Source organism: Flavobacterium aquidurense (genome assembly GCF_002217195.1).
Taxonomy (GTDB): Bacteria; Bacteroidota; Bacteroidia; order Flavobacteriales; family Flavobacteriaceae; genus Flavobacterium; species Flavobacterium frigidimaris.
The window spans coordinates 82,192-107,146 of record NZ_MUGR01000009.1 but is presented as its reverse complement, the minus strand read 5'-3'; the positions used below and the strand labels follow the sequence as shown (position 1 = coordinate 107,146).

General features: G+C 36.9%; 17 protein-coding genes. 14 read left to right on the top strand and 3 right to left on the bottom strand.

The annotated features are described in order from the left end of the window. Nucleotides 1-22 precede the first annotated feature (22 nt). The 6 genes from B0A67_RS05870 to B0A67_RS05845 all read left to right on the top strand — a co-directional run bounded on the left by B0A67_RS05870 (nt 23) and on the right by B0A67_RS05845 (nt 8,157). Complete coding sequence (locus B0A67_RS05870) at nt 23-2,164, top strand: bifunctional aldolase/short-chain dehydrogenase (protein WP_072962391.1); 2,142 nt, start codon at nt 23-25, stop codon at nt 2,162-2,164. Nucleotides 2,165-2,362: 198 nt separating this feature from the next. Continuing rightward, the gene (locus tag B0A67_RS05865; RefSeq protein ID WP_072962198.1) at nt 2,363-3,637 is read left to right on the top strand and encodes a TIM barrel protein; all 1,275 of its coding nucleotides are present in this window, start codon (nt 2,363-2,365) and stop codon (nt 3,635-3,637) included. A 12-nt stretch (nt 3,638-3,649) separates the two neighbouring features. After that, entirely contained in the window at nt 3,650-5,011 is a 1,362-nt protein-coding gene (locus B0A67_RS05860; RefSeq protein ID WP_072962196.1) for an FGGY-family carbohydrate kinase, read from the top strand. A 315-nt stretch (nt 5,012-5,326) separates the two neighbouring features. Beyond that, nucleotides 5,327-6,067 (top strand): (Fe-S)-binding protein, encoded by a 741-nt coding sequence (locus B0A67_RS05855; RefSeq protein ID WP_072962193.1) that lies wholly within the window; start codon nt 5,327-5,329, stop codon nt 6,065-6,067. Between the two features lie 109 nt (nt 6,068-6,176). Continuing rightward, complete coding sequence (locus B0A67_RS05850; protein ID WP_072962388.1) at nt 6,177-7,577, top strand: lactate utilization protein B; 1,401 nt, start codon at nt 6,177-6,179, stop codon at nt 7,575-7,577. Continuing rightward, nucleotides 7,570-8,157, top strand: coding sequence for a LutC/YkgG family protein (locus tag B0A67_RS05845; protein ID WP_072962190.1), 588 nt, complete (start codon nt 7,570-7,572; stop codon nt 8,155-8,157). Before B0A67_RS05850 ends, B0A67_RS05845 begins: the two co-directional genes overlap by 8 nt. A gap of 92 nt (nt 8,158-8,249) precedes the next feature. On the opposite strand, the gene B0A67_RS05840 is transcribed toward B0A67_RS05845, so the two are convergent. Continuing rightward, nucleotides 8,250-8,831, bottom strand: a complete 582-nt coding sequence (locus B0A67_RS05840; RefSeq protein WP_072962187.1) for an NAD(P)H-dependent oxidoreductase — start codon at nt 8,829-8,831, stop codon at nt 8,250-8,252. Beyond that, a complete protein-coding gene (locus B0A67_RS05835) occupies nt 8,828-9,796 on the bottom strand; it encodes an alpha/beta hydrolase (RefSeq protein WP_072962183.1) in 969 nt (322 codons plus the stop codon). Before B0A67_RS05835 ends, B0A67_RS05840 begins: the two co-directional genes overlap by 4 nt. Before the next feature lie 124 nt (nt 9,797-9,920). Between B0A67_RS05835 and B0A67_RS05830 the strand changes: the two genes are divergently transcribed. From B0A67_RS05830 to B0A67_RS05800, 7 genes are all read left to right on the top strand, one after another. Then, a complete protein-coding gene (locus B0A67_RS05830) occupies nt 9,921-10,769 on the top strand; it encodes an AraC family transcriptional regulator (protein ID WP_072962180.1) in 849 nt (282 codons plus the stop codon). Nucleotides 10,770-11,034: 265 nt separating this feature from the next. Then, entirely contained in the window at nt 11,035-13,779 is a 2,745-nt protein-coding gene (locus B0A67_RS05825; protein WP_072962176.1) for a substrate-binding domain-containing protein, read from the top strand. Between the two features lie 224 nt (nt 13,780-14,003). Next, nucleotides 14,004-15,362 carry a sugar porter family MFS transporter gene (locus tag B0A67_RS05820; RefSeq protein WP_072962173.1) on the top strand — a complete coding sequence of 453 codons (1,359 nt, stop codon included), beginning with the start codon at nt 14,004-14,006 and terminating at the stop codon, nt 15,360-15,362. Next, a complete protein-coding gene (locus tag B0A67_RS05815; RefSeq protein ID WP_072962170.1) occupies nt 15,325-16,932 on the top strand; it encodes a glycoside hydrolase family 32 protein in 1,608 nt (535 codons plus the stop codon). Before B0A67_RS05820 ends, B0A67_RS05815 begins: the two co-directional genes overlap by 38 nt. 23 nt (nt 16,933-16,955) lie before the next feature. Next, nucleotides 16,956-20,060, top strand: coding sequence for a SusC/RagA family TonB-linked outer membrane protein (locus B0A67_RS05810; protein ID WP_072962167.1), 3,105 nt, complete (start codon nt 16,956-16,958; stop codon nt 20,058-20,060). A gap of 21 nt (nt 20,061-20,081) precedes the next feature. Then, a complete protein-coding gene (locus B0A67_RS05805) occupies nt 20,082-21,773 on the top strand; it encodes a RagB/SusD family nutrient uptake outer membrane protein (protein WP_072962163.1) in 1,692 nt (563 codons plus the stop codon). Between the two features lie 176 nt (nt 21,774-21,949). Then, the gene (locus B0A67_RS05800) at nt 21,950-22,852 is read left to right on the top strand and encodes a carbohydrate kinase family protein (RefSeq protein WP_072962160.1); all 903 of its coding nucleotides are present in this window, start codon (nt 21,950-21,952) and stop codon (nt 22,850-22,852) included. 88 nt (nt 22,853-22,940) lie between these two features. Here the strand turns inward: B0A67_RS05800 and B0A67_RS05795 are convergent, their stop codons facing one another. Continuing rightward, a complete protein-coding gene (locus B0A67_RS05795; RefSeq protein ID WP_072962158.1) occupies nt 22,941-23,339 on the bottom strand; it encodes a winged helix-turn-helix transcriptional regulator in 399 nt (132 codons plus the stop codon). Between the two features lie 201 nt (nt 23,340-23,540). Between B0A67_RS05795 and B0A67_RS05790 the strand changes: the two genes are divergently transcribed. Further along, nucleotides 23,541-24,728, top strand: a complete 1,188-nt coding sequence (locus tag B0A67_RS05790) for an MFS transporter (protein WP_072962155.1) — start codon at nt 23,541-23,543, stop codon at nt 24,726-24,728. Nucleotides 24,729-24,955 lie beyond the last annotated feature (227 nt).

Here is a 24,955-nt window from a genome sequence, read left to right as displayed (position 1 = left end):
CACAAAATATAACATAACAACAATGTCGAATATAAATATAAATAATATGACTTTTAAGCATGTAAGCTATCTTTGGGATGATGTTAAGGCAGCAGCACTGGCAGGAGATGAAGTAGCGCTTTTCATTTATCGTTCTAATTTATTAGGAGCCGATTTAAGACTGACTAACTATGGTGGTGGAAACACTTCGGTAAAAATTACTGATAAAGATCCGCTAACAGGAGAAAGCTCTGAAGTCATGTGGATTAAAGGTTCTGGTGGAGACATTGGTACATTAACAAAATCCGGTTGTGCAGCGCTATATTTAGACAGACTTCGCAATCTCGAGAATGTATACAGAGGAATTGAGTTCGAAGATGAAATGGTTGAGTTGTTCAATCACTGTATTTTCGATTTGGCTTCAAAAGCACCTTCTATCGATACTCCTTTACATGGTTTTTTACCATTTAAACATATTGACCACTTACATCCTGATGCAGCAATTGCAATCGCTGCAGCAAAAGACGGAGCTAAAATTACCGAAGAATTATTCGACGGAGAGATTGGCTGGGTAGGATGGCAGCGTCCCGGTTTTGACCTGGGACTTCAGTTAAGAAGCTGTCTGGAAGAAGCAGAAAAAAAAGGAAAAAAACTACGCGGAATCATGTTGGGTTCTCACGGTTTATTTACCTGGGGAGATACTGCTTACGAAAGCTACATCAACACGCTGGAAGTAATTGAGAAATGTGCGGAATACTTGGAGAGTAATTACGGAAAAAAACGTGCGGTTTTTGGAGGTAAAAAAATAGAAAGTCTGCCAGAAGCAGATCGTAAATTAAAAGCAGCAAAAGTAGCACCAATTTTAAGAGGTTTCTGTTCGTCAGAGCGTCAGATGATTGGTCATTATACAGACGATGCAAGAGTTTTGGAATTCATTAATTCTAACGATTTATCAAAATTAGCACCTCTGGGGACTTCTTGTCCGGATCACTTTTTACGTACCAAAATCAGTCCTTTGGTTTTGACTTTAGAGCCAAACGAAGATCTGTCAGATGTTGATGCGATCAAAGCAAAATTAACACCTGCATTTGAAGCGTATCGCTCAATGTACAAAGAGTATTATAATACGTGCAAAAAGTCGAATTCCCCTGCGATGCGTGATCCAAATCCGGTTGTGATTTTATATCCGGGAGTGGGTATGTTTACCTTTGCCAAAGATAAAACAATGGCACGTCTGGCATCTGAATATTATATCAATGCAGTAAATGTGATGAAAGGTGCTGAAGCAGTTTCAGAATATACTTCACTGCCGCGTCAGGAAGCATTTGATATTGAATATTGGCTGTTAGAAGAGGCAAAATTACAACGTATGGCTAAACCTAAAGCATTGTCAGGAAGAGTAGCTGTTATTACAGGTTCTGCTGGCGGAATTGGTAAAGCTATTGCCAAAAGATTTGCTCAGGAAGGTGCTTGTGTAGTAATTAATGATATCAACGAAGAACGTTTAGAAATTGCTACCGCTGAGTTTGTGAAGTTGTTTGGTAAAGATGCTGTTTCGAGTACTTTACTTAATGTTACGGATGAAAAAAGTACAGAAAAAGCATTAGACGAAGCTTGTCTGGCTTTTGGCGGTGCTGATATAATAGTGAATAATGCAGGAATTAGTATTTCTAAATCAATTGCAGAGCATACTTTGGAAGAATGGGACAGATTGTATGACATTTTGGTAAAAGGGCAATTTATTGTTTCTAAAGCCGGAATCGAAGTAATGCGCAAACAGGGATTTGGTGGCGATATTGTAAATATTGTTTCTAAAAATGCAGTTGTTGCAGGTCCAAATAATCCTGGATACGGTTCAGCAAAAGCAGCTCAGGCACATTTAACACGACTGATGGCTGCTGAATTAGGTGCAGATAAAATTCGTGTAAACACAGTAAATCCTGATGCAGTAATCTCAGATTCGAATATTTGGTCTGGCGGTTGGGCAGAAGGTCGTGCAAAAGCATACGGTATTACAGTTGCAGAATTACCGGCTTATTATGCAAAACGTACGTTACTCAATGAAATTATATTGCCCGATGATATTGCAAATGCTTGTTTCGCTTTTGTGGGTGGTTTACTGGGTAAATCAACAGGAAACGCACTAAATGTAGACGGCGGGGTATCAATGGGCTTTTACAGATAGATTGTTAAGTTTTTTTAAGTTTGTTTAAAGCAAAAGTGGTTTTTTGTGATCTAACGTTCGATGTCATTCGAACGTTAGATTTTTTTAGGATATAACAACCTTATTAAACCTAATAAAATAGCATAAAATAGTAACGTTAAACCAGAGTTCAATTTATATTATTTATATATTGTAATCTCTATTAAAAGATAAAATAATATGTTAATCGGATCAAACAATATCGCATCTCATAACGAGGAATTATTAAAAAAACATAAAAATAAATTTGCTTTCACAATTTCAGAAATTGGTGATACAGAAGCAATTATTCAAAAATTAATAGACTTTCAAATTGCAATTCCATCTTGGGCTTTAGGAACAGGAGGAACAAGATTCGGACGTTTTGCCGGAGGTGGAGAACCACGTTCTATCGAAGAAAAAATCGAAGATGTAGGATTGCTTCACGCTTTAAATAATGCTTCAGGAGCCATTTCACTGCACATTCCCTGGGATATTCCACAGGATTATAAAGCAATAAAAAGTCTTGCGGCACAGCACAATTTAAGATTTGATGCCATGAACTCCAATACATTTCAGGATCAGGCAGGTCAGGACAATTCGTATAAATTCGGATCGTTGCAAAATGTGAACAAAGCAGTTCGTAAACAAGCCATTGCGCACAATATAGAAGTAATTCAACACGGAATAGAATTAGGATCAGAATCGCTAACAATCTGGCTGGCTGATGGTTCTTCTTTTCCCGGACAATTAAACTTTAGAAAAGCATACCAAAATACATTAGAAAGTCTCGAAGAAATCTACGATGCATTACCTTCTAACTGGAAATTATTCTTAGAATACAAATGTGCTGAGCCCAACTTTTATTCCACTACAGTGGCAGATTGGGGACAATCGTATTCTTACGTAAAAAAATTAGGAGACAAAGCGCAGACACTTGTTGATTTAGGACACCATTTGCCAAATGCGAATATCGAACAAATCGTTTCTTTACTACTTATGGAAGAAAAATTAGGTGGTTTTCACTTTAATGATTCAAAATACGGAGATGACGACTTAACAGCCGGAGCTTTAAAACCATATCAGTTGTTCTTGATCTTTAATGAATTAGTGGAAGGAATGGACGCCAGAGGAATGAATCATGCCAAAGATTTAGGCTGGATGATTGACGCTTCACACAACATAAAAGATCCTTTAGAAGATTTGTTACAATCTGTAGAAGCTATCATGATTGCTTATGCACAGTCACTTTTGGTGGATAGAAAAGCTTTAGAAATTGCACAACAGGAAAATGATGTGGTAAAAGCGCAGGAAATCCTGCAGGATGCTTTCCGAACTGATGTTCGCGCATTAGTGGCTGAGGCTCGTTTACGTTCAGGCGCTGCATTAAATCCGGTTGAATTGTATCGCAGTCTTGCCGTTAGAAAAAATCTAATAGGAGAAAGAGGTTTAAAAACGATGGCTACAGACTTATAAAAAATAGCATAAATGAATGTAGTTGCAATTTTTGACATTGGTAAAACAAACAAAAAGGTATTTTTATTTGATGAAAATTATAAAATTGTTTGGGAAAAATCAGTAAATCTTGATGAAACCCTCGATGAAGATGGTTTTCCCTGCGAAGATATTCAGGTGCTGAAAAACTGGATATTCGATCGATTATCAGAAATAAAAAATCTGACCCATTACGTTTTAAAAGCCATCAATTTTAGTACTTATGGTGCCAGTTTTGTCTACATTGATGAAAAAGGAAAAGTTTTAACTCCTCTGTATAATTATCTCAAAGAGTATCCTGAGGAGTTAAAAACTGACTTTTATAATAAATACAAAGGAAAAGAGGTTTTTGCAGTAAAAACTGCTTCCCCTGTTTTAGGAAGCCTGAATTCGGGCATGCAGATTTACAGATTCAAAGAAGAAAGACCGGAACTGTTCAGTCAGGTAAAATATTGCCTGCATTTACCACAGTATTTGAGTTTCCTTTTAACTAGTGAAGCTTTTGCTGATATTACAAGTATTGGATGCCATACCAATCTTTGGAATTTCAAGAAGATGAAGTACCATAAATGGTTGAAAAAAGAAAATATTTTAGATAAAATCCCACCGCTTCATTACGGAAAAGACAGCATTAAAACCGAAGACGGATTAGCAATTGGGGTTGGTTTACACGACAGTTCATCCGCTATTATTCCCTACACAATAAACTTTACAGAGCCTTTTGTTTTATTATCGACAGGAACATGGAGCATTTCCCTGAATCCGTTCAATAATAAACAATTGACTTTTGAAGAACTACAGCACGATTGTTTGTGTTACATGCAATATACGGATCAGCCTGTAAAAGCAGCCCGTCTGTTCTCAGGTAACGAACATGAAGTGCAGACCAAAAGATTAGCGGCACATTTTAATGTTCCGGTTGATACTTATAAAGAAGTTTATTTTGATAAAAAGATAGTTTCGAATTTAAGAGCGCTGAACTTTCAGATTATTTATCCAAAGAAATATGATTTTGACATTTTGAAAGAATGTCCTTTTCAGAAAAGAGACCTGAATCACTTTAAAAGTTACGAAATAGCATATCATCAATTGATGCTTGATCTTGTTGAACAACAAGTTTTTTCGACTAATTTAGTAATTCATAACAGTCCTGTAAAAAAGATTTTTGTAGATGGAGGCTTTAGTAAAAATTCAATTTTTATGAATTTACTCGCCGAAGCTTATCCGGATATAGAAGTATATGCTGCATCAATGGCGCAGGCAAGTGCGCTGGGGGCTGCACTGGCAATCCATCAAAACTGGAATCCTAAACCAATTCAGAATGATTTGATTGATTTGAAGTTTTATAAGCATTGATGTTTACTTAAAAATTTAGAATTAAAAATCTGCTGAATCTGCGAGAGAAAAACAGCAACAGATTAAAGGATTTTTGTTTCATGCAGATTTTACAGATTTAATCAGATTTGATTTTAGATAATAATCTGCGTACATCTGCTTAAATCTTTTTAAAATCTGTGTGAAATAATATTATAAAAATAGATTACACATAAAACATAAATTTTGTGCGTAAAAAAGAAATACAATTTTTTACATTAGCACTTTGAGATTTATTTGGATTGAAAAGTCCCTTCATATTGATAAAGAAACTCAAAGCGTTTAAAAAGACAGTATATGAAAATCGGATTATTTATACCGTGTTATGTCGACCAGTTTTACCCAAAAGTAGGCATTGCCACCTATGAACTTTTGCAGAAATTAGGTTGCGATGTTCACTTTCCAATGGGACAAACCTGCTGTGGCCAACCTATGGCAAACAGCGGATACCAATATTTAACCAAAGGCTGTGATGCTAATTTTATTGCCAATTTTACCGGATTCGATTATATTGTCTGCCCTTCGGGAAGTTGTGTTTTGCATGTAAAAGAACATTTACATGATGAGAAACAAGAAGAAGCAGCTACAGAAATGCGGAAGAAAGTATTTGAACTAACAGAGTTTATTACCGATATTTTAAAAGTAGATTCCATCGACGGAAATTTCCCATACAGAGTAGGAATGCACGTAAGTTGTCACGGTCAGCGCGGATTAAAGCTTTCGCAGATGACAGAACTTAACGCGCCATTTTTCTCTAAACCTGAACAATTATTGCACAATATAAAAGGATTGGACCTGGTTTCGTTATCCAGAAAAGATGAATGCTGTGGTTTTGGAGGAACATTCTGTGTGACTGAAGAAGCCGTTTCTGTAAAAATGGGACAAGACCGAATAAAAGATCATGAAAACCATCACGTAGATTATATTACAGGTGGGGATATGTCGTGTCTGATGCATTTAGAAGGAATTTTGAAAAGACAAAAAAGCCCCATCAAAACCATTCATATTGCTGAAATATTAAATTCACTCGGAAATTAGGTGATTTTAGAATTAAACTTAATATTCTTTTTACCATTAAGAGATTAAATAATTTAAGTCAAAGCTTTATGAACTTAATATCTTAATGGTAAAAAAACAAAAGAAAGAGATGTCATCAGAAAAAGTTATACCGCACAGCGAAGCTGCAACGCGTTTTAATAAAGATACAGAACGCGTCAACTGGCACGACGAAACACTTTGGTTTGTTCGTGAAAAGCGTGATAAGTCGGCGCATCAAATCCCGGATTGGGAATTGCTTCGCGAAACCGCTTCACAGATTAAAAATAACGTGCTTTCTAATATTCATGATTATCTGATTGAGTTTGAAGCAAACGCTCAGAAAAATGGTATTATCGTACATTGGGCAGCGGATGCCAAAGAACATAACCAAATCGTGCATTCGATTATGGCAAAACATGAGGTAAAGCAAATGGTGAAATCAAAATCGATGCTTACTGAAGAATGCCATTTGAATGACTATTTAGCCGAGAAAGGTATCGAAGTGATCGATTCGGACTTAGGAGAATACATTGTTCAGCTTCGTAAAGAACCGCCAAGTCATATTGTTTTACCTGCCATTCACCTTAAAAAAGAGGATGTAAGCGAAACTTTTCATGAACATCTGGGAACTGAAAAAGGAAATATTGACCCTCAGTATCTAACCGAATCCGCTCGTTTGAGTTTAAGAAATACCTTCTTGACGAGAAAAGTAGCGTTGACCGGAGTTAATTTTGCTATTGCAGAAACAGGCGAAATTGTGGTGTGTACCAATGAAGGAAATGCTGATATGGGCGCGCATTTGGCAGATGTTCATATTGCCTGTATGGGATTCGAAAAACTGATTCCCGAGCGTAAACATTTAGGTGTTTTCCTTAGATTATTGGCAAGAAGCGCGACAGGACAGCCGATTACCACATTCTCAAGTCATTTTAAGAAACCAAGAGCAGGAAAAGAAATTCATATTGTGATTGTCGATAACGGCAGGAGTACGCAACTGGGAAGAGAAGATTTTAGAAATTCCCTTAAATGCATTCGTTGCGGCGCGTGTATGAATACATGTCCGGTATACAGACGAAGTGGCGGACACAGTTATCACAATGCCGTTGCAGGACCAATTGGTTCTATATTGGCGCCCAATCTGGACATGAGTAAAAATGCCGACTTACCATTTGCAAGTACACTTTGTGGCTCTTGTACCAATGTTTGTCCTGTAAAAATTGATATACACGACCAATTGTATAAATGGCGTCAGGTTTTGGTAAAAGAAGGACATACACCAACAGCCAAAACAATTGCAATGAATACCATGGCAAAAGTTCTCGCTAATCCAACGATTTTTAATATCGCGGGAAAATCAGGTCGTTTTGTGATGAAAAACATGCCAGGGCTAGTCAATAATAAAATGAACAAATGGTACGATCAGCGCGAAATGCCGGAAGTTCCGGAAGAATCTTTTAGAGAATGGTACAAGAAAAATTCAAGAGAAGCAAAAGCAAAAGACAATGAGTAGTAAAGCGGATATTTTAAAAAAAATAAAGCAAAATCAACCTGCTTTCAGTGCAGATTTGCCTGATCTGAATCTTTTGAGTTCAGAGAATCCTGATGTGCTGGCAACCTATAAAACGGTACTGAAAAATATTGGAGGTGATCCCGTAGAAGTAACCAGTTATGCTGAAATCCTTGATTATATAAAGAAAAATTATGCACTCGAAAAACGCATCATAACCACAATTCCGGAGCTTTCTGAAATTGCATCTTTAGACTGGACAAGTGATGATCCGCATTTGCTTGCCGATGTGGAACTAAATATTATAAAAGCTCATTTTGGTGTAGCCGAAAATAGTGCACTTTGGGTTACAGATGATGTACTTGGACAACGTGTATCACCTTTTATTGCACAATATTTAGCTATTATAGTTCATAAAAAGGATATTTTGGCCAGCATGCATCAGGCCTATGAAAGAATTGGCAATCAGCAGTACGGTTTCGGGACTTTTATCGCCGGACCATCAAAAACAGCTGATATCGAGCAGTCATTGGTTCTTGGAGCACATGGTGCAAGAGGATTGATTGTTTTTATGTTGGATTAAAAATAATTGGGTATAATTTTCCATGCGCAATATAACTTTTATGTGTTAAAAGCAATTATACCCAATGAGTTAATTATAAAAAAGAATCAAATCTATTTGGAGTCTAATAAAGCTAGGTGTTTGATTTTCTTTAGCCATTGTAATGTGTCACTTTCGTTTAATTCATTAAGAGGTCCAATAAAATTACTTTCGATAGGAGATATTCCACAGTAAGCTAAAATCCCTTCTTTTAATTGTACAAGTCCGCTTGACTTATAAATTTCTTTGTAAAGAGTTAGGGATAAATCTCCTGCCGTTGTAATAATTCTTCCTGTTTTTCCTTTTAATAATCCTTCGGTAACACCTTTTTCATCCCTTTTAAAGGTAATACCCGGAAGAAATGCCCTGTCGAAAAAACCTTTCATAATTGCAGGCATACCCAGCCACCACATAGGATGTATCCATACAGTATGTTCACTCCACTTAATATCCTCCAGGGCTTTTACCAAGTCAGATTCCAATTCCATTCTTTGAGAATAACCGAACTGTAAATTAGGATTGAAGTCCAGCGCTCCGATGGCGATATAGCGAACTTCTGAACCATTTTGTTTGGCAGAATTAATATAAGAATCTACAATTGCACTGTTTAAATTTTCTTTATCAGGATGCCCATTTATAACTACTATTTTTTTCATTTTCCAGGATTTAAAATTTCATTGTATAATTGAACTTGCTGCCTATAAAAAGTATCGGATAATAGACAAGGAAAAAAATCAAAGGCGTGCACAGCTCCTTTTATCTCTAATAAATGAACTGCAATACCGGCTTCTTGTAATTTTGCAGCATATTTTTTTCCTTCGTCTTTTAGAGGATCCAATTCGCATACGATGATTGTTGCAGTTGGTAAATCTTTGAAATTGTCTTGCAATAATGGCACTGCATATCTTGGCGGCTTAGTGATCGGGTGTGGTAAGTAATGTTTCCACATCCATTGTGCTGCTTTTTTGCTTTGCATAGGAGCATTTGCTAAGTCTTGCATTGACTGGGTTTTCAGGCGATGATCCATTGCTGGATAAAGTAAATACTGGTGCCGGATTTCTACTTGCTTTTTATCTCTTGCCATATGGGCTAGAGAAGCAGCAATAGTTGCTCCGGCGCTGCTTCCACCAATGATAATGTTGTTTTTATCCCCTTGGATATCCCCCGCATATTCAGACAACCAGAGCAGCGCATCATATCCATCTTCCAGAGCAGCCGGAAAAGGATCTTCAGGCGCCAACCGGTAATCGACAGAAACAATTACTGCATTAATATCGATTGCCAATCTGAAAAATAAAAAATCATATTGCTCTGGAGTTCCATAGATAAAAGCTCCTCCATGAAAATAGAGTAATACCGGTAAGGTGCCTTTTTTGGCAGGTTTGTATGTTCTTAATGAGATGGTACGTTTATTTTCAGAAGAAGGAATCTGAATAGTTTCCAGATGTAACTCATCGGGTATTTCAGCAGATTGTTCCTTTAATGACAATGTTAGTTCCTTGGCTCTAATTTGCGCTGGATCATTCTCCAGCAAGCTTTCATAGTCTATCTGTATGTACTCACTTTGGGTAATAGCTTGCCAAAGGTTGCTATCTATATTCTTCAAATTGGTGTTTTTCATATTTAGGGATTTTTATAATTCAATACAACCTTAACTAATAATCTTTATTTGTGCTTGACAAAAATAGACCGGTAAAGCGCCTCTTAACAGGTATATTTCAAGTCTATTTAGGTATCTTTACCACATGGGAAGAGAAAATATTTATCAGTCACTCGAAGTATTTTATGAAAAAATAGATACATGTCCACTGCGTGACAGGCAGTTTAACTTCTTTGAAATGGTTTATGTCATATCGGGTAATGGAAGCTATTCTACAAATGGAAATAAAGTAGATTTTAGGTCGGGAGACTTATTTTTGACTACGCCCAATGATTGCCATGAATTTGACCTGTACGGTATTTGTGAGTTTATAGTGGTTCGTTTTGGTGAAAATTATATTAGAGAATATCAATGGAAAAGCATCGATCATATCGAATGCCTTTTATATTATGCTTCTGATTTGTCAGGTTCGGTTTTGGCGAACCATCAAGATAAACAAATGGTTCATATCCTTATGGGGCAGCTAGGGCAGACTATCGAGCATGACAATATTTATAACCAGGACCTGATTCGTCATTTAGTAAATGCGATTATTGTTATTGCTGCAAGAAATATATCAGCAGTCAAACCAAAAAATATTTCTCCAAATGCAGATGTACGTATTATGCAAATACTGGATTATATTCAAGAGCATATACGTAATCCCGAACGTTTGAAAATAGCAGTAATCGCAGATCTATTTGGGTTATCGCCAACTTATCTTGGCAGTTATTTTCGTAAGCAATGTGGCGAAACCATTCAGCATTATATTTCTTCTTACAGGATCCGCCTGATAGAGCACAGACTACAATTTAGCGATAAAAGAGTTCATGAGATAGCAGATGAATTTGGATTTTCGGATGAAAGTCATGTTAATAAATTTTTTAAAAGACACACAGGAATGAGTCTGAAAAGTTTTAGAATGAAGGGAACAAAACAAAGCTTTGCAGGTTAATTATCTATGTGTATAGTATCTTTTTATTTAACAGGTACAACGCGCCTGATCATTAAGTCAGAGCGTTTTTTCAGGATCGCTGTTTTTGATTAAGATATTTCAGTACTAAGTTGCAAAGATCAAATAAAAGTTTAATTTTACCTTATCATATATCCTTCCCGCTTGTCTATGCAAAATAATCCTTCCTAATTATTTTGGCAAGTTGTTGGTTCAGTAAGGTATTTTTTTTGAAAACTCATTTTCATTTACATAAACTCATAATTTCATGTATCCATTTGTAAAATATATTTTGCTGCTATTTTTAGCATCATTAAGTTTAGTTTCGTGCAGTCAAAAACAGGGAGATAAAATAAAAGTTGGTTTTTCGCAAGCGATGACCACAGACGATTGGCGCAAACAAATGACCAGTTCGATAAAAATTGAAGCTTCGCTCAGACCTGAAGTCGATTTAAAAATCAGCGACGCCAATAACAATGTCAATAAACAAATCGAAGATATAGAGCGATTTATAGCCAATAAAGCAGATGTGATTATTGTATCTCCAATCCAGTCCAAACCCTTAACTGCAGTTGTAGAGAAGTCGATCAAAGCCGGAATTCCGGTTCTTGTAGTAGACCGTAAGATCGATGGCGAAAATTACACGGCTTATCTTGGAGCGGATAATATTGAAATTGGAAGAATTGCCGCCCGATATATCATTTCGCACAGTAAAGGTTCAGGTAAAATCGTTGAAATTACAGGCGCAAACGGTTCTTCGCCGGCCTACGAACGCAGTCTGGGATTTGATCAGATCATTAAAGGCAATAAACGTTTTACAGTTGTCAATACCATTCACGGCAATTGGGAAAAAGAATCTGTTAATGCGCCCTTAAAAACAATTCTTTTACAAAATCCTGATGTCGAATATATTTTTGCCCATAACGATCGAATGGCATTGAGCGCCTGGGAAACGGCAAAGACAGTTGGATTAGAGAATAAAATTAAATTTTTAGGTGTAGACGGATTAAATTCTGTCAATGGCGGGATTGAACTGGTTAAAAGCGGTGTTTTAGACGGAACCATTTTATATCCTACCGGAGGAAATGAAGCTTTGAAACTGGCTTTGAAAATGTACCATAAAGAACCCATTTCTAAAAACAATATCCTCAATACCATTGTGATCGACCATAATAATGCTGAGATTATCGAAAACCAAATGGATAAAGTCGATCAGCAGCAAACGGTGATAGAGTCGCAGCAGGGAGCGATAAAGGTTCAGGAAAGAGAATATGCTTCTCAGAACAATCTGGTACGTTTGCTGAGTTTCTTCTTAGTGATTATTTTGAGTCTGACCATTTACAGTATTTATTCGACGATTTCTATTTCGAGAAAGAAAAAACAGCTTGAAAGTATCAATCAAACCGTAATCGATCAAAATAATGAAATACAGGAAATGGCAAAGATTGCAGCGAAAAGCAATGAAGCCAAACTGAATTTCTTTACCGGACTTTCCCATGAATTTAAAACTCCAATAACGCTGATTATGAGTTATGTGGAATCCCTGATCGAAAATGAAAAAATAAAAGGAACCGCGCTTATTGACGAGGTAAAACTCATTCATAAAAACTCGAACAGATTACTGCGATTAATAAATCAGCTGCTGGATTTTAGAAAAATAGAAGAGCAAAAATTTACGCTAAGAGCTTCCAGTACTAAGATTTATGATTTTACCAATGAGGTGATGACCAATTTTAAAGGTGAAGCTGCCCGCAGAAACATCGATTTTCAGCTGACGATGAAAAATAAAAACCTGGAGTTGTTTATCGATAGAGGCCTCATGGATAAAGTCTATTTCAACCTGCTTTCCAATGCTTTTAAATTTACGCCGGATAACGGAAAAATAACCATTACGATTCTCGAAAATCAGGACAATACAGTAAAAATAAACTTTAAGGATTCCGGAATTGGAATTCCGGAGAATGAATTGTCCAACGTGTTCAGCCCATTTTTTAAAGCTTCAAACAATAATAAAAACAGTTCAGGAATTGGACTTCATTTGTCTAAAGAGTTTGTGCTTTTGCATCACGGCACGATCGAACTCAAATCAAAACAGGGAAGTGAGTTCGTCATTACTTTATTAAAAGGAAACAGTCATTTGCAGCCTTCAGAGATTGTAAATCAAAGAGAAAATCTCAATATAACTCCAAATCTAATAACAGATAATTTAGATATAGAACCTGATTTTAAAGAAGTAAACACCATTGCTGAATCAGAGAAACATTCCCTTTTGATCATAGAAGACAATATTGATCTGGTCTCATTTTTAAAAGCAAAATTATCCGGTGAATATATGGTGTACGCTTCTGACGGCAGTGATGCTATTGAAAAAGCAATGGAAATTGTTCCCGATATCATTATTTGCGATATCAATTTAGTAGACAAAGATGGTTATGAAATTAGTAAAGAATTAAAAAAAGATCTGCGCTCTTCCCATATTCCTATTATTATTCTAACAGCGCAAAGCAACAAAGAATCGGTATTAAAAGGATTGCAGAGCGGAGTCGACCAATATTTGACAAAACCCTTTAGCCTTTCGATCTTAAAACAATCTATTTCGAGCTTGCTTTTCAACAGAGAGAAACTTCGTTATTATTACACCAATAATATTTACCGTGTTGAACCTGAGTCCAAATTTGGCAATCAGGAACAGACTTTCATTACCAAGATGAATGATATTATTAAGAAGAATGTTGAAAACCCTAAATTTTCTGTCGAGGATTTAGCCGACAAGCTTGGAGTTTCAAGAGTTCAGCTGTACCGAAAAGTAAAAGCAATTATTGGTATCAATATTAGTGATCATATCAATAATGTCAAATTAGAGAAAGCCGCTGAGCTTTTAAAGTCCAATCAGATGAATATTTCTGAGATTGCGTACTCACTTGGATTCTCTTCTCCCAATTATTTTTCTACTGCTTTTAAGAATAAATTTGGAATTTCTCCTAAAGAATACAAAACATCAAATTCTAATTGATATAAAAGTGTTTGGTTTTATGTATCAATTTTGTACCCAATGTAACAAAATCGAAACTACATGGTTTTCGTAATTAAATTTCAATAAGCGTAAAGCCTTGTAAATAAGCTTGTTGATGTTGAAATGTCAAACTATCAATATTTAAGGAATTAAATTGTAACATCATTAAAAATAAGTTGTTTTTTTTGCGGATATCTTAGCGATAAGTTTTTAATACATCTACAATGAACAAGATATTGATTTGGTCTGTTACTGCTGCACTGGCAGGTTTTCTATTCGGTTTTGATACCGTAGTTATTTCTGGAGCTGATAAACAATTGCAGCTTCTATGGCATTCATCTGATGCTTTTCATGGATCTGTTGTTATGGCAATGGCACTTTGGGGAACTGTTATAGGAGCCATTTTTGGAGGAATCCCAACCAATAAAATAGGTCGTAAAAAGACATTATTCTGGATCGGGATTTTATATTTCATTTCAGCCATTGGTGCCGCTTTTGCAAATGATCCTTATGTATTTGCTGCTTTCAGGTTTATTGGAGGTTTAGGAGTTGGCGCGTCAACTATTGCTGCTCCGGCTTATGTTTCAGAAATCGCCCCGGCAGACAAACGCGGACGTTTGGTAGCTTTATATCAGTTCAATATTGTTTTGGGAATTTTAATTGCTTTTATATCCAATTTCTTTTTAAAGGATATCGGAGAAAATGCCTGGCGCTGGATGGTCGGAGTTCAGGCTTTTCCGTCTCTTATTTATATTCTCTTTATCCTTACCATACCGGAAAGTCCAAGATGGTTATTGTCTAAAAACCGTGATGAAGAAGCCCGTAAAGTCTTGTTTCAGATTGATCCCACTGCAGATCTTGCATCTATTATGGATGATTCGAGAGAAAACGGAGTTACAAAGCATGAAAATATCTTCATGAAAAAATACCGTTTTCCGTTAATGCTGGCCTTTTTAATTGCCTTTTTCAATCAGTTCTCCGGAATCAATGCCTTTTTATATTATGCACCGAGAATTTTTGAAGAAGCAGGTTTAGGGCAAAATACTGCTTTATTGAGCAGTATCGGCATTGGAATTACAAACCTTATATTTACTTTAATCGGAGTTGCATTAATTGACAAATTAGGAAGAAAGTTGTTGATGTACATTGGTTCAATTGGATATATTATTTCCTTAGGATTAGTTTCTGCTTCGTTTTTCTACAATTGGGGAGGATTATCGGTGCCTATTTTCCTTTTCTTATTTATCGCTTCACATGCCATTGGTCAGGGAGCTGTGATCTGGGTTTTTATCTCAGAAATTTTCCCGAACCATATCCGTGCGTCGGGGCAAGCCTTTGGAAGTTCTGTACACTGGGTTTTAGCGGCCATTATTCCGTCCTTGATTCCTATGCTTTTTTCAGAAATCGGACCTGAAGTCGTATTCTTAATTTTTGCATTGATGATGGTGCTGCAGTTACTCTTCGTAATTTTTATAATGCCTGAAACTAAAGGAATTTCTTTAGAAGTATTGAGTGAAAATCTAACCAAAAAAAATATCAAAAAAAATGACATCAAAGAAACATCTGCCCCTGGCATTGTATAGTGCCGTATTATTATCAATAGGCGCTTTTAAACCTTATTCGGCTGTTGCACAAACAACTACCGTTTCAGCATCCATGACTACAGAAGAAAAAATGTACCGTCCCAATTTTCATTTTACACCTAAAAAAGGCTGGATGAATGATCCTAACGGAATGTTCTATGCTAATGGCTATTATCATTTGTATTATCAGCATTATCCGGAGAAAAGTGTTTGGGGCCCCATGCACTGGGGACATGCCATTAGTAAAGATTTAATTCAATGGGAAGAGCAGCCAATCGCGCTTTACCCGGACAAAGACAAATATATTTTTTCAGGAAGCGCTGTTGTTGATACACATAATACATCAGGTTTAGGTACCGGAAAAACGGCTCCTATTGTGGCGATTTACACGCTGCATGATATGACCAAAGAAAAAGAAGGAAAGATTGATGTAGAGCAGCAGGATATCGCGTATTCGAATGACAATGGTTTTACATGGCAGAAATTTGAACAAGGAAATCCTGTCATTAAAAATCCCGGAATTCGTGATTTTCGTGATCCAAAAGTCAACTGGGATGAAACGCATAAACAATGGATCATGTCGTTGGCAGCACAGGACAGAACCCAGTTTTATGCCTCTAAGGATCTTAAAAACTGGAAATATTTATCTGAATTCGGGAAAAACATTGGCGCTCATGGAGGTGTTTGGGAATGTCCTGATTTCTTTGAGATAAAAGTGGAAGGTACCAATGAAACCAAATGGGTTTTGATTCAGAATTTAAATCCGGGCGGCGCGAACGGAGGTTCAGGAACACAATATTTTATTGGAGATTTTGACGGAACCACGTTTACTTTAGATGTCAATTTTGCCAACAAAGTAGAACAGGAAAAAGCAGTCTGGCTGGATTACGGCAAAGATAATTATGCGGGAGTTACCTGGAATAATGTTCCTGCTGCAGACGGCCGCCGTTTATTTATTGGCTGGATGTCGAATTGGGATTATGCCCAAGAAGTTCCTACAACGGCATGGAGAAGCAGTACGACAATTGCGCGTGAACTTCAGGTAATCAAAAAAGGGAATGATTATGTTTTGATCAATAATCCTGTAAAAGAAATCAATAAATACATTGCTAAAACAATCAAAGTAAAAAGCCTGAAAGGAAAAGGAAAATTAGCTGTAGCTGAAGCAGGAAAAATTGATTTGACAAAGGCAATGCTTCATTTTAATATCAGGAATCTTAAACAGGATACGTACACTTTTACTCTTTCAAATGCAAATGGAGAAGCGGTGAGCTTTGGAATCAATAATACAGATCATTATTTATTTGTGGATCGCTTGAAATCTGGAAAAATTGACTTCTCAGAAAAATTTGCCTCAACAATTACCAAAGCACCTTTAGACGGAAGTCAGAAAGAAGGGACTTTTAAAATCATTCTGGACAAAACATCCATTGAGATATTTTACAATAACGGCGAAAAAGTAATTACTGAAATCTTTTTCCCCAACCAGCCGTATACCGCTCTTTCCGTTTCTTCAAAAAATGGAGTTGAGCTGAATGACTTAGAGATTAACCAATTAAATATAAACTAACCTTAAAACCAAAACCACTAACTATGAAAACCAAACTCATTTATTTTCTATTTTTCTTCTTTCCAATGCTGGTTATGACGGCACAGGAAACAGGGATTAAGGGAACAGTAATTTCCTCAGACGACGGAATGCCGCTTCCCGGAGCAACGGTACTTATTGCCGGAACCAATACCAGTACAGTAACAGATTTTGATGGAAATTTTTCTTTTCAAGAGGTAACTTCAGATGCCAAGATTGTAATTTCATTTATAGGGTACAGTCCACAATCGATTGAAGTAAAAGGACAAAAAACATTCAATATTACTTTAAAAGTAGATAACAATCAACTCAATGAAGTTGTTGTGACCGGATATTCAAAACAAAAGAAAACAGATATTACAGGAGCCGTGGCCGTTGTAAACATGAAGGAAGTCATGACACAACCCGAACCCAACCCAATAAAAGCGCTGCAGGGAAGAGTGGCCGGGGTAAAAGTTTCGTCTGATGGTTCTCCAAGCGGAGCCAATACAAAAGTTGTGATTCGTGGAATTGGAACTTTAAACAACACAGATCCTCTTTATGTAATTGACGGAATGCCAACAAAATCCGGAATGCACGAACTAAACCCAAATGATATTGAATCAATTCAGGTTTTAAAAGATGCTTCTTCTGCCAGTATTTATGGCTCCCGAGCTTCAAATGGAGTTATTATCATCACGACCAAAAAAGGAAAAGAAGGTAAAATGAGAATCAATTTCAGCACTTATACTTCTTTTTCAGATTATTCCAGAAAACAGGAAGTATTAAATGCCGATCAGTTTGGGCAGGCTTTATGGCAGGCCAATATTAACGACGGCTTGAACCCTAACAACAATAATTTGCGTTATCAGTTTGACTGGTCTGTAAACAACAACAAACCACAATTGAACAAAGTTTTGATTCCTGAATATTTAGATGCGAATCAGACCTTGAAAGCTTCAGATACAGATTGGTACGATGCTGTCTCACAAACCGGAATCGCAAATTCGTATGACTTATCAGTTTCTAATGCATCAGACAAAGGAAGTTATGTTTTTTCTTTGGGGTATTATGGAAATGAAGGCGTTGTAAAAACGACAGATTTCCAGAGAATTTCGGCCCGTATGAATGGTTCTTATAAATATTTTGACGGGAAACTGGTAATTGGAGAAAACTTCTCGATGACCCGTACCAATGAAGTTACAGATCCCGGAGTTCTGGATCCTGCACTTCGCGCTTTGCCTATAATTCCGGTACATACTGTTGATGGAAAAGGTTGGGGAGGACCAGTAGGGGGAATGAACGACAGGCAAAATCCGGTTCGTCTTTTGGCTTACAACAAAGACAATAAGTACGATTATTTGCGTCTTTTCGGAAATATGTATGCCGATCTTGAAATCATTAAAAACTTACATATCAAAAGTAGTTTTGGTATCGATTACGGATCTTATAAAAAACGTACACTGCAAAGAAGTTACCAATCCGGTTATTTACAAAATGATCAGACCTCGGTAACCATTGATCAGTCGGTGAGTGATAAATGGACCTGGACCAATACGGCCATTTATAGTTTGAATTTCGGAAAAAGTAATCTGAATTTGATGGCAGGAACAGAGATGTACAAAGATGTTTATGATACGACAACTTTGCGTAAAAATGATTTCCTTATCGAAACACCGGATTATATGTATCCTGATGCAGGAACAGGAGAATCGTTTACAAGCGGAACTTCAACAACTTATTCTTTGCTGTCGTATTTTGGAAAAGTGGATTATGAGTTTGATAATCGTTACTTGCTTTCCGGTACCATTCGCCGTGACGGATCGTCCCGTTTTGGTAAAAACAATCAATTTGGAACCTTTCCGGCAGTTTCGGCAGGATGGAGAATCAGCAATGAAAACTTCATCAAAAATAATGCGCCCGTTTTCTCTGATTTAAAATTAAGAGCAGGCTGGGGACAAACCGGAAATCAGGAAATCAGTAATACCGCTGTATACAGTTTGTATTTGGCCAGTTATGCAGGCGGAAGTCCGACCTGGGCAACTTCTTACGGAACGGCTTATGATATTGCAGGAAACGGAAACGGTTTGCTTCCCTCAGGTTTCATTGCAACTCAGTCCGGAAACGATGATTTAAAATGGGAAACCACCACACAAACCAATATAGGTTTGGACTTTGGATTATTCAAACAAAAACTAAGCGGTTCGGTAGATTATTATATCAAAAAAACAGATGATATTCTGGTTTTACCTGCCTATCTGGGTGTAATTGGAGAAGGTGGAAATCGCTGGGTAAACGGCGCTTCGATGCAGAATGAAGGCTGGGAAGTTAGTTTAGGATACCATGACGAAACTTCATTTGGACTTAAATATGATATCTCTGCAAATGTTTCTGCCAATAAAAACAAGGTGACAAAATTGCCCGATGAAGTACGAAATAACTACGGAGGAGACGGACTTGATGATAATATCCTGGGGCGTCCATTTAATTCAATGTATGGTTATGTAACTGACGGACTCTTTAAAAGTCAGGGCGAAGTAGACAACTCGGCCACTCAGGAAGGAAAAGGCCTTGGAAGAATTCGCTACAAAGATTTAAACGGAGATGGAGTAATTACAGATAAAGACCGTACGTGGATAGGAAATCCAAATCCGGGATTGACTTATGGATTTAATTTAGGATTAGGGTATAAAAACTGGGATTTCAGCACTTTCTGGGAAGGAGCAAGTGATGTTGATGTCATTAATAATACCAAATACCAAACTGATTTCTGGAGTGTTGATGATGTAGGTTCGAATAAAGGAACACGTTTATTAAATGCCTGGTCTGTGGATAATCCAAATTCTACTATTCCTGCCTTAACGACTGTAGACAGAAATGCAGAATCAAGATTTTCGACTTATTATGTAGAAAACGGAAACTATCTTAAACTTCGTGTATTGCAGATAGGATACAGTTTGCCAAAAGATTTATTGAAAAAAATGAATTTTGATAGCTTTAGATTGTACATCAGTGGACAAAATTTACTAATCATTGATGCTAAGAGTTTTACTGGTGTAGATCCTGAAAATGCAGGATTTGGATATCCGCAGCCCACGACTTTTACAGCCGGTCTTAATTTTACATTATAATAAAAGTTTAAATCGAAAAAAATGAAAAAAATACTATATATAACAGCTTTTTTAGTACTTGGAATGTTGGGTTCCTGTTCTGATTTTCTGGAAAATGACCCTCGTGGCGTACTCTCAGAAGAAGATATTGTCACACCGCAGTCAGTAGAAGGATTTATGAATGCGGCCTACGCACAATTAGGGAACGATCATTATGATTCACCATACAGTTTATGGCCTTTTGGGAATGTGCGTTCTGATGATGCTTACAAGGGCGGAAGCGGAACTAATGATCTTCAGGATTTTCACTTCTTTGAAGTTTCCAATAATATCCGACCTGATTTTGGTGAGTTAGACAATTTCTGGTATATCAGTTATGTTGGGGTTTCCAGAGCAAATAAAGCCTTGAAAGCCTTAGAGCAAATATCAGAAGCTGATTTTCCGTTGAAAAAAACACGTATAGCCGAAATGCGTTTCTTAAGAGGGCATTTCTACTTTATGCTGAAAATTATGTTCAGAAATGTTCCTTATATCACAGAAGATATTGCGGTTGAGAATTACAAAACGATCTCTAATAAAGCACTTTCAAACGAAGACCTTTGGAACAAAATTGCCGAAGATTTTCAGGCTGCAGCTGATGCTTTGCCGGAAACACAGCCACAAGTAGGGCGTACCACTCAAAAAGCCGCTTATGCTTATCTGGCCAAAACACGTTTGTATCAGGCGTATACACAAGACGAAACCTATAAGGTTACCGGAATCAATCAGCAGCATTTACAAGAAGTAATTACGGCAACCGATAAAGTAATTGGAAAAGCAAGTTTAGAGCCTGATTTTGCCAATAACTTCCTGCCGGGAACTTTTGAGAACGGAACAGAATCTATTTTTTCCATTCAATTCTCAGACAATGACGGAACCTTATACGGAAGATTAAATTTTTCAGATGTACTTTCTACTCCGCAAGGCTTAGGATGTTGTGATTTTCATAAACCGAGCCAAAATTTAGTAAACGCTTTTAAAACGGGAGCTAATGGTTTACCTGAATTTGATACCTACAACAATCAGGATTTCGATTATAAAAACAGAGACGCCAATACGGTTGATCCAAGATTATATCATACCGTTGCCATGCCGGGCTTGCCTTATAAATACGACCCGGAATTTCTTTATGTTGAAGCTTGGGTACGATCTCCGGGAACGTACGGATATTTTGCTTCATTGAAAGAAAATGTAGCCCCAAGCTGTAGTTGTGTAGTCAATATTGATCCGTTTTACGGAAACTCAAAAAACAGAATTCAGATTCGTTATGCCGATGTAATTTTGATGCGCGCCGAAGCTTTGATTGAATTAGGAAGACAATCAGAAGCCTTGCCATTAATCAATCAGATCAGAGAACGTGCTGCGCAAAGTACAGGAAGACTTCCGTATGCAAAAAACTTTAAAATCAATACTTATGTTGACGGAAACAATTGCAACTGGACACAGGATTTTGCCCGTAAAGCTTTGCGTTGGGAGCGTCGTTTAGAACTGGCTATGGAAGGGAATCGTTTCTTTGATTTGGTTCGCTGGGGTGTAACTGATGAAGTGATGAATAAATTTTATACAGAAGAAAAAACAAAACGTACTTACTATCAGGATGCCTTTTTTGATGCGCATAAAGAAGAGTATTGTCCAATTCCGTTAAAGCAAATTAATTTCAGCCAGGGATTGTACAAACAAAATCCGGGTTATTAATTTTTTGTGAAACAATAAAGGGGTTGAAAAGTATTGTTGTATCTTACAGTAACTTAAGAAAATTTATTTTCTAAAGAGACAATAATAAACGGCAGCAGTCTGAAGGTGAGTTGGTTATTTTTTTTAATCCTTCAGATTGCTCAACCGGAATAACATTAATATAAAATAGTTTTAGAATGAATAACGGAAAAAAACTTAAAGCTGTAGCTTACGGAGAAGTACTTTGGGATGTTTTTGATCAGGTAAAAAAGATCGGAGGTGCACCATTAAATGTAGCTTTACGAATGAAAACTTTAGGTTGCGAGGTAGCCATGATCAGTTGTGTAGGCAATGATGAAGACGGAGACGCCATAATCGATCAGGTAAAAAGTATGGGACTTGAAACCAATGCGATTATGCAGTCAGAAAATTTCCCGACAGGATTAGTAAATGTTACACTAAACGAGCGTGGTTCTGCGACGTACGAAATCAATTATCCGTCGGCTTGGGACAAAATTGTATTGAATGATTTTGCAAAAAAAGTTGTAGTTGATGCCGATGTTTTAATTTACGGAAGTTTGGTCTGCAGAGACGAAGTCTCCAGGAAATCTCTGGAAGAATTGCTGCAGACAGATGTCTACAAGGTTTTTGATGTGAATTTAAGAAAGCCGCATTATTCCTATGAAATCTTAGAGCAATTAATGCATTCGGCTGATTTTATAAAGTTCAATGACGAAGAATTGTTAGAAATTGCACAGGCCATGCATTCCCCTTTTACCAGTTTAGAAGAGAACATGCATTTTGTTGCAGACAAAACAAAAGCAACTGGGATATGTGTAACCAAAGGAAAACACGGGGCTTTGTTATTGTGGGAAGGAAAACTCTATGATAACGAAGGTTATCCTGTAGAAGTTGCCGATACAGTAGGAGCAGGCGACTCATTTTTGGCAGCATTAACCACCTCATTACTTACAGGAAAAGATCCTCAGTCCTCCATCGATTTTGCTTGTGCAATAGGCGCTTTAGTAGCTTCGTCTCCGGGCGCAAATCCGATAATTTCAGCATCTAAAATTGAAGAATTAATGACTAAAGTTTCATAACTATTTTAGCCTTTATTGCTTTTTGAAGAACAAAGAAGTAAAAGCCACTCTTTTAGAGTGGTTTTTTCATTATAGTGATTCGCTTCTTTTATTCCTGTTCTATTAAGTTTTCTGCTTCGGCAGTATTTTTTTGAAGCATCGTTTCTCTGTGTTCGGCTCCCCAATTGCTTATTAAGCCCCAGATTGGTACTAGTTTCAGGCTAATTTCAGTAAGTTCGTATTCTACTCTGGGCGGTACTTCGGCATAAACAGTACGTTTTACCATTCCGTCTCGTTCTAATTCGCGCAATTGCAAAGTAAGCATGCGCTCTGTAATGTTGCATATTTGGTTTCTTAATTCTCCAAATCTCAGTTTTCCTTTTTCAAGTTTGCATAATATCAACAGTTTCCATCTGCCGCCTACAAGGCAAACAGCATAGGTAAGATCGCAGGTTGTGATATAGTTTCTGTTTTCTGAATTTGTCGAACTTTCTTTTCTTTTTGCCATTACTTACTTTTTTGTTAGTACCCTACATTGGGATGTTTACCATGCAAATTTAATGTACTGAGTGTAATTTTGCAACCCTAAAATAATTACAAACATGTTTCAATACACCTTTACCCTTATTATGGCAATAACACTTACGGGAATTCCCATTCAGGGACAAACCATCCAAATAATTTATTCATCTCTAAACTCTAAAAAGTAATGAAGCTAAATAAAAAAATCGCCTACGTGGGATGTTTGGGAATGATTGGTATCATAACAACAGAATTCGGGATTATTGGAATCTTACCGCAAATCGCCGTTTATTACGGAATTACAATCGATAAGGCGGCGTATCTGTTAAGTGCTTTTGCATTGGTTATTGCACTTACAGGCCCGTTTATGACCTTGCTGTTTTCCGGCTTTGACAGAAAAAAGATCATGCTCGCCACTATTTTTATCTTTTTGTTATCAACAGTTGTTTCGGCGTTTTCACCGCCTTTTTGGCTTCTGATGATCGTTCGGATGTTACCTGCTTTTCTGCAGCCGGTTTATATCGCCACAGCAATTGCAGCCGCCGTTGCATCTGGAGAAAAAAGTCAGGAGAATCAGTTAATGGGAATCGTTCTTGGCGGCATCGCTTTGGCAATGGTGACAACGGTACCGTTTGCGACCTATTTAGCAAGTATTTTTACGTGGCAGATTTCATTTTTTGTTCAGGCAATAGTTAGCGCATTAGCCTTATTTACTATTTTCAGGATTATGCCAGGGGGAGAAATACCGGAGAAAAAATCGTATGGAAGCCAGATAAAAATTCTAAAAGACAAGTCCTTTGTTTTAAGTACCGCCATGAATTTTTTTATGATAGCATCCTGGTTTTCAACTTACAGTTATTTTGCTGACTATTTGATAAAAACCAGAAAAGTCGATATGGCAGCCATTAGTTATCTTTTGCTTTTGTTTGGCATTGTAGGGGTTTTCTCCAATTGGCTTTCCGGAAAAATGCTAACGAAAAGCATCACAAAAACAGTTGCTTTTTTTCTTTTGGGAACCGTAATTATTCCGGTGATACTTATTTATTCCGGAGACAGCATCTGGATCACTATAATGCTAGTGGCAATTTGGGGATTCTTTTATGCGCCCTGTTTTTTAAATGCATCAGCTTATATGATTTCTGCAGCTCCAAAATCTCTTGAATTTGCGAATAGTTTAGCTACTTCTTTCGGAAATCTGGGTGTATTTCTGGGTACGGCCGTTGGAGGCTGGATTATTTCGCAAAGTACTATTAGCAATGTTCCATGGGCAGGAATGGGATTTGGAATATTATCCTTGTTGATGGTGGCCTGTAGAAGTATTCTAGAAAGTAAGAATAAAAAACTCATACTGATCAATACGGTCAGCAATATATAAAATAGTTCAGGCAGATTTCATTATACACTCAAAAAAGTGAAGTGCTGGTTGAGGGTATTTTTTATTGTTTGAAACAAAATAAATCTAAAGAATAAAAGTTGTGATTGGCTAAAACTCTTAATTAAAAAGCAAATGTTTACAATAAGTAAGAAATTTTATCTTTTTTTCTTTTTGTTTAACGCATTAATTGGATTTTTATCATTCAATGACTTTTATCATAAATTCTG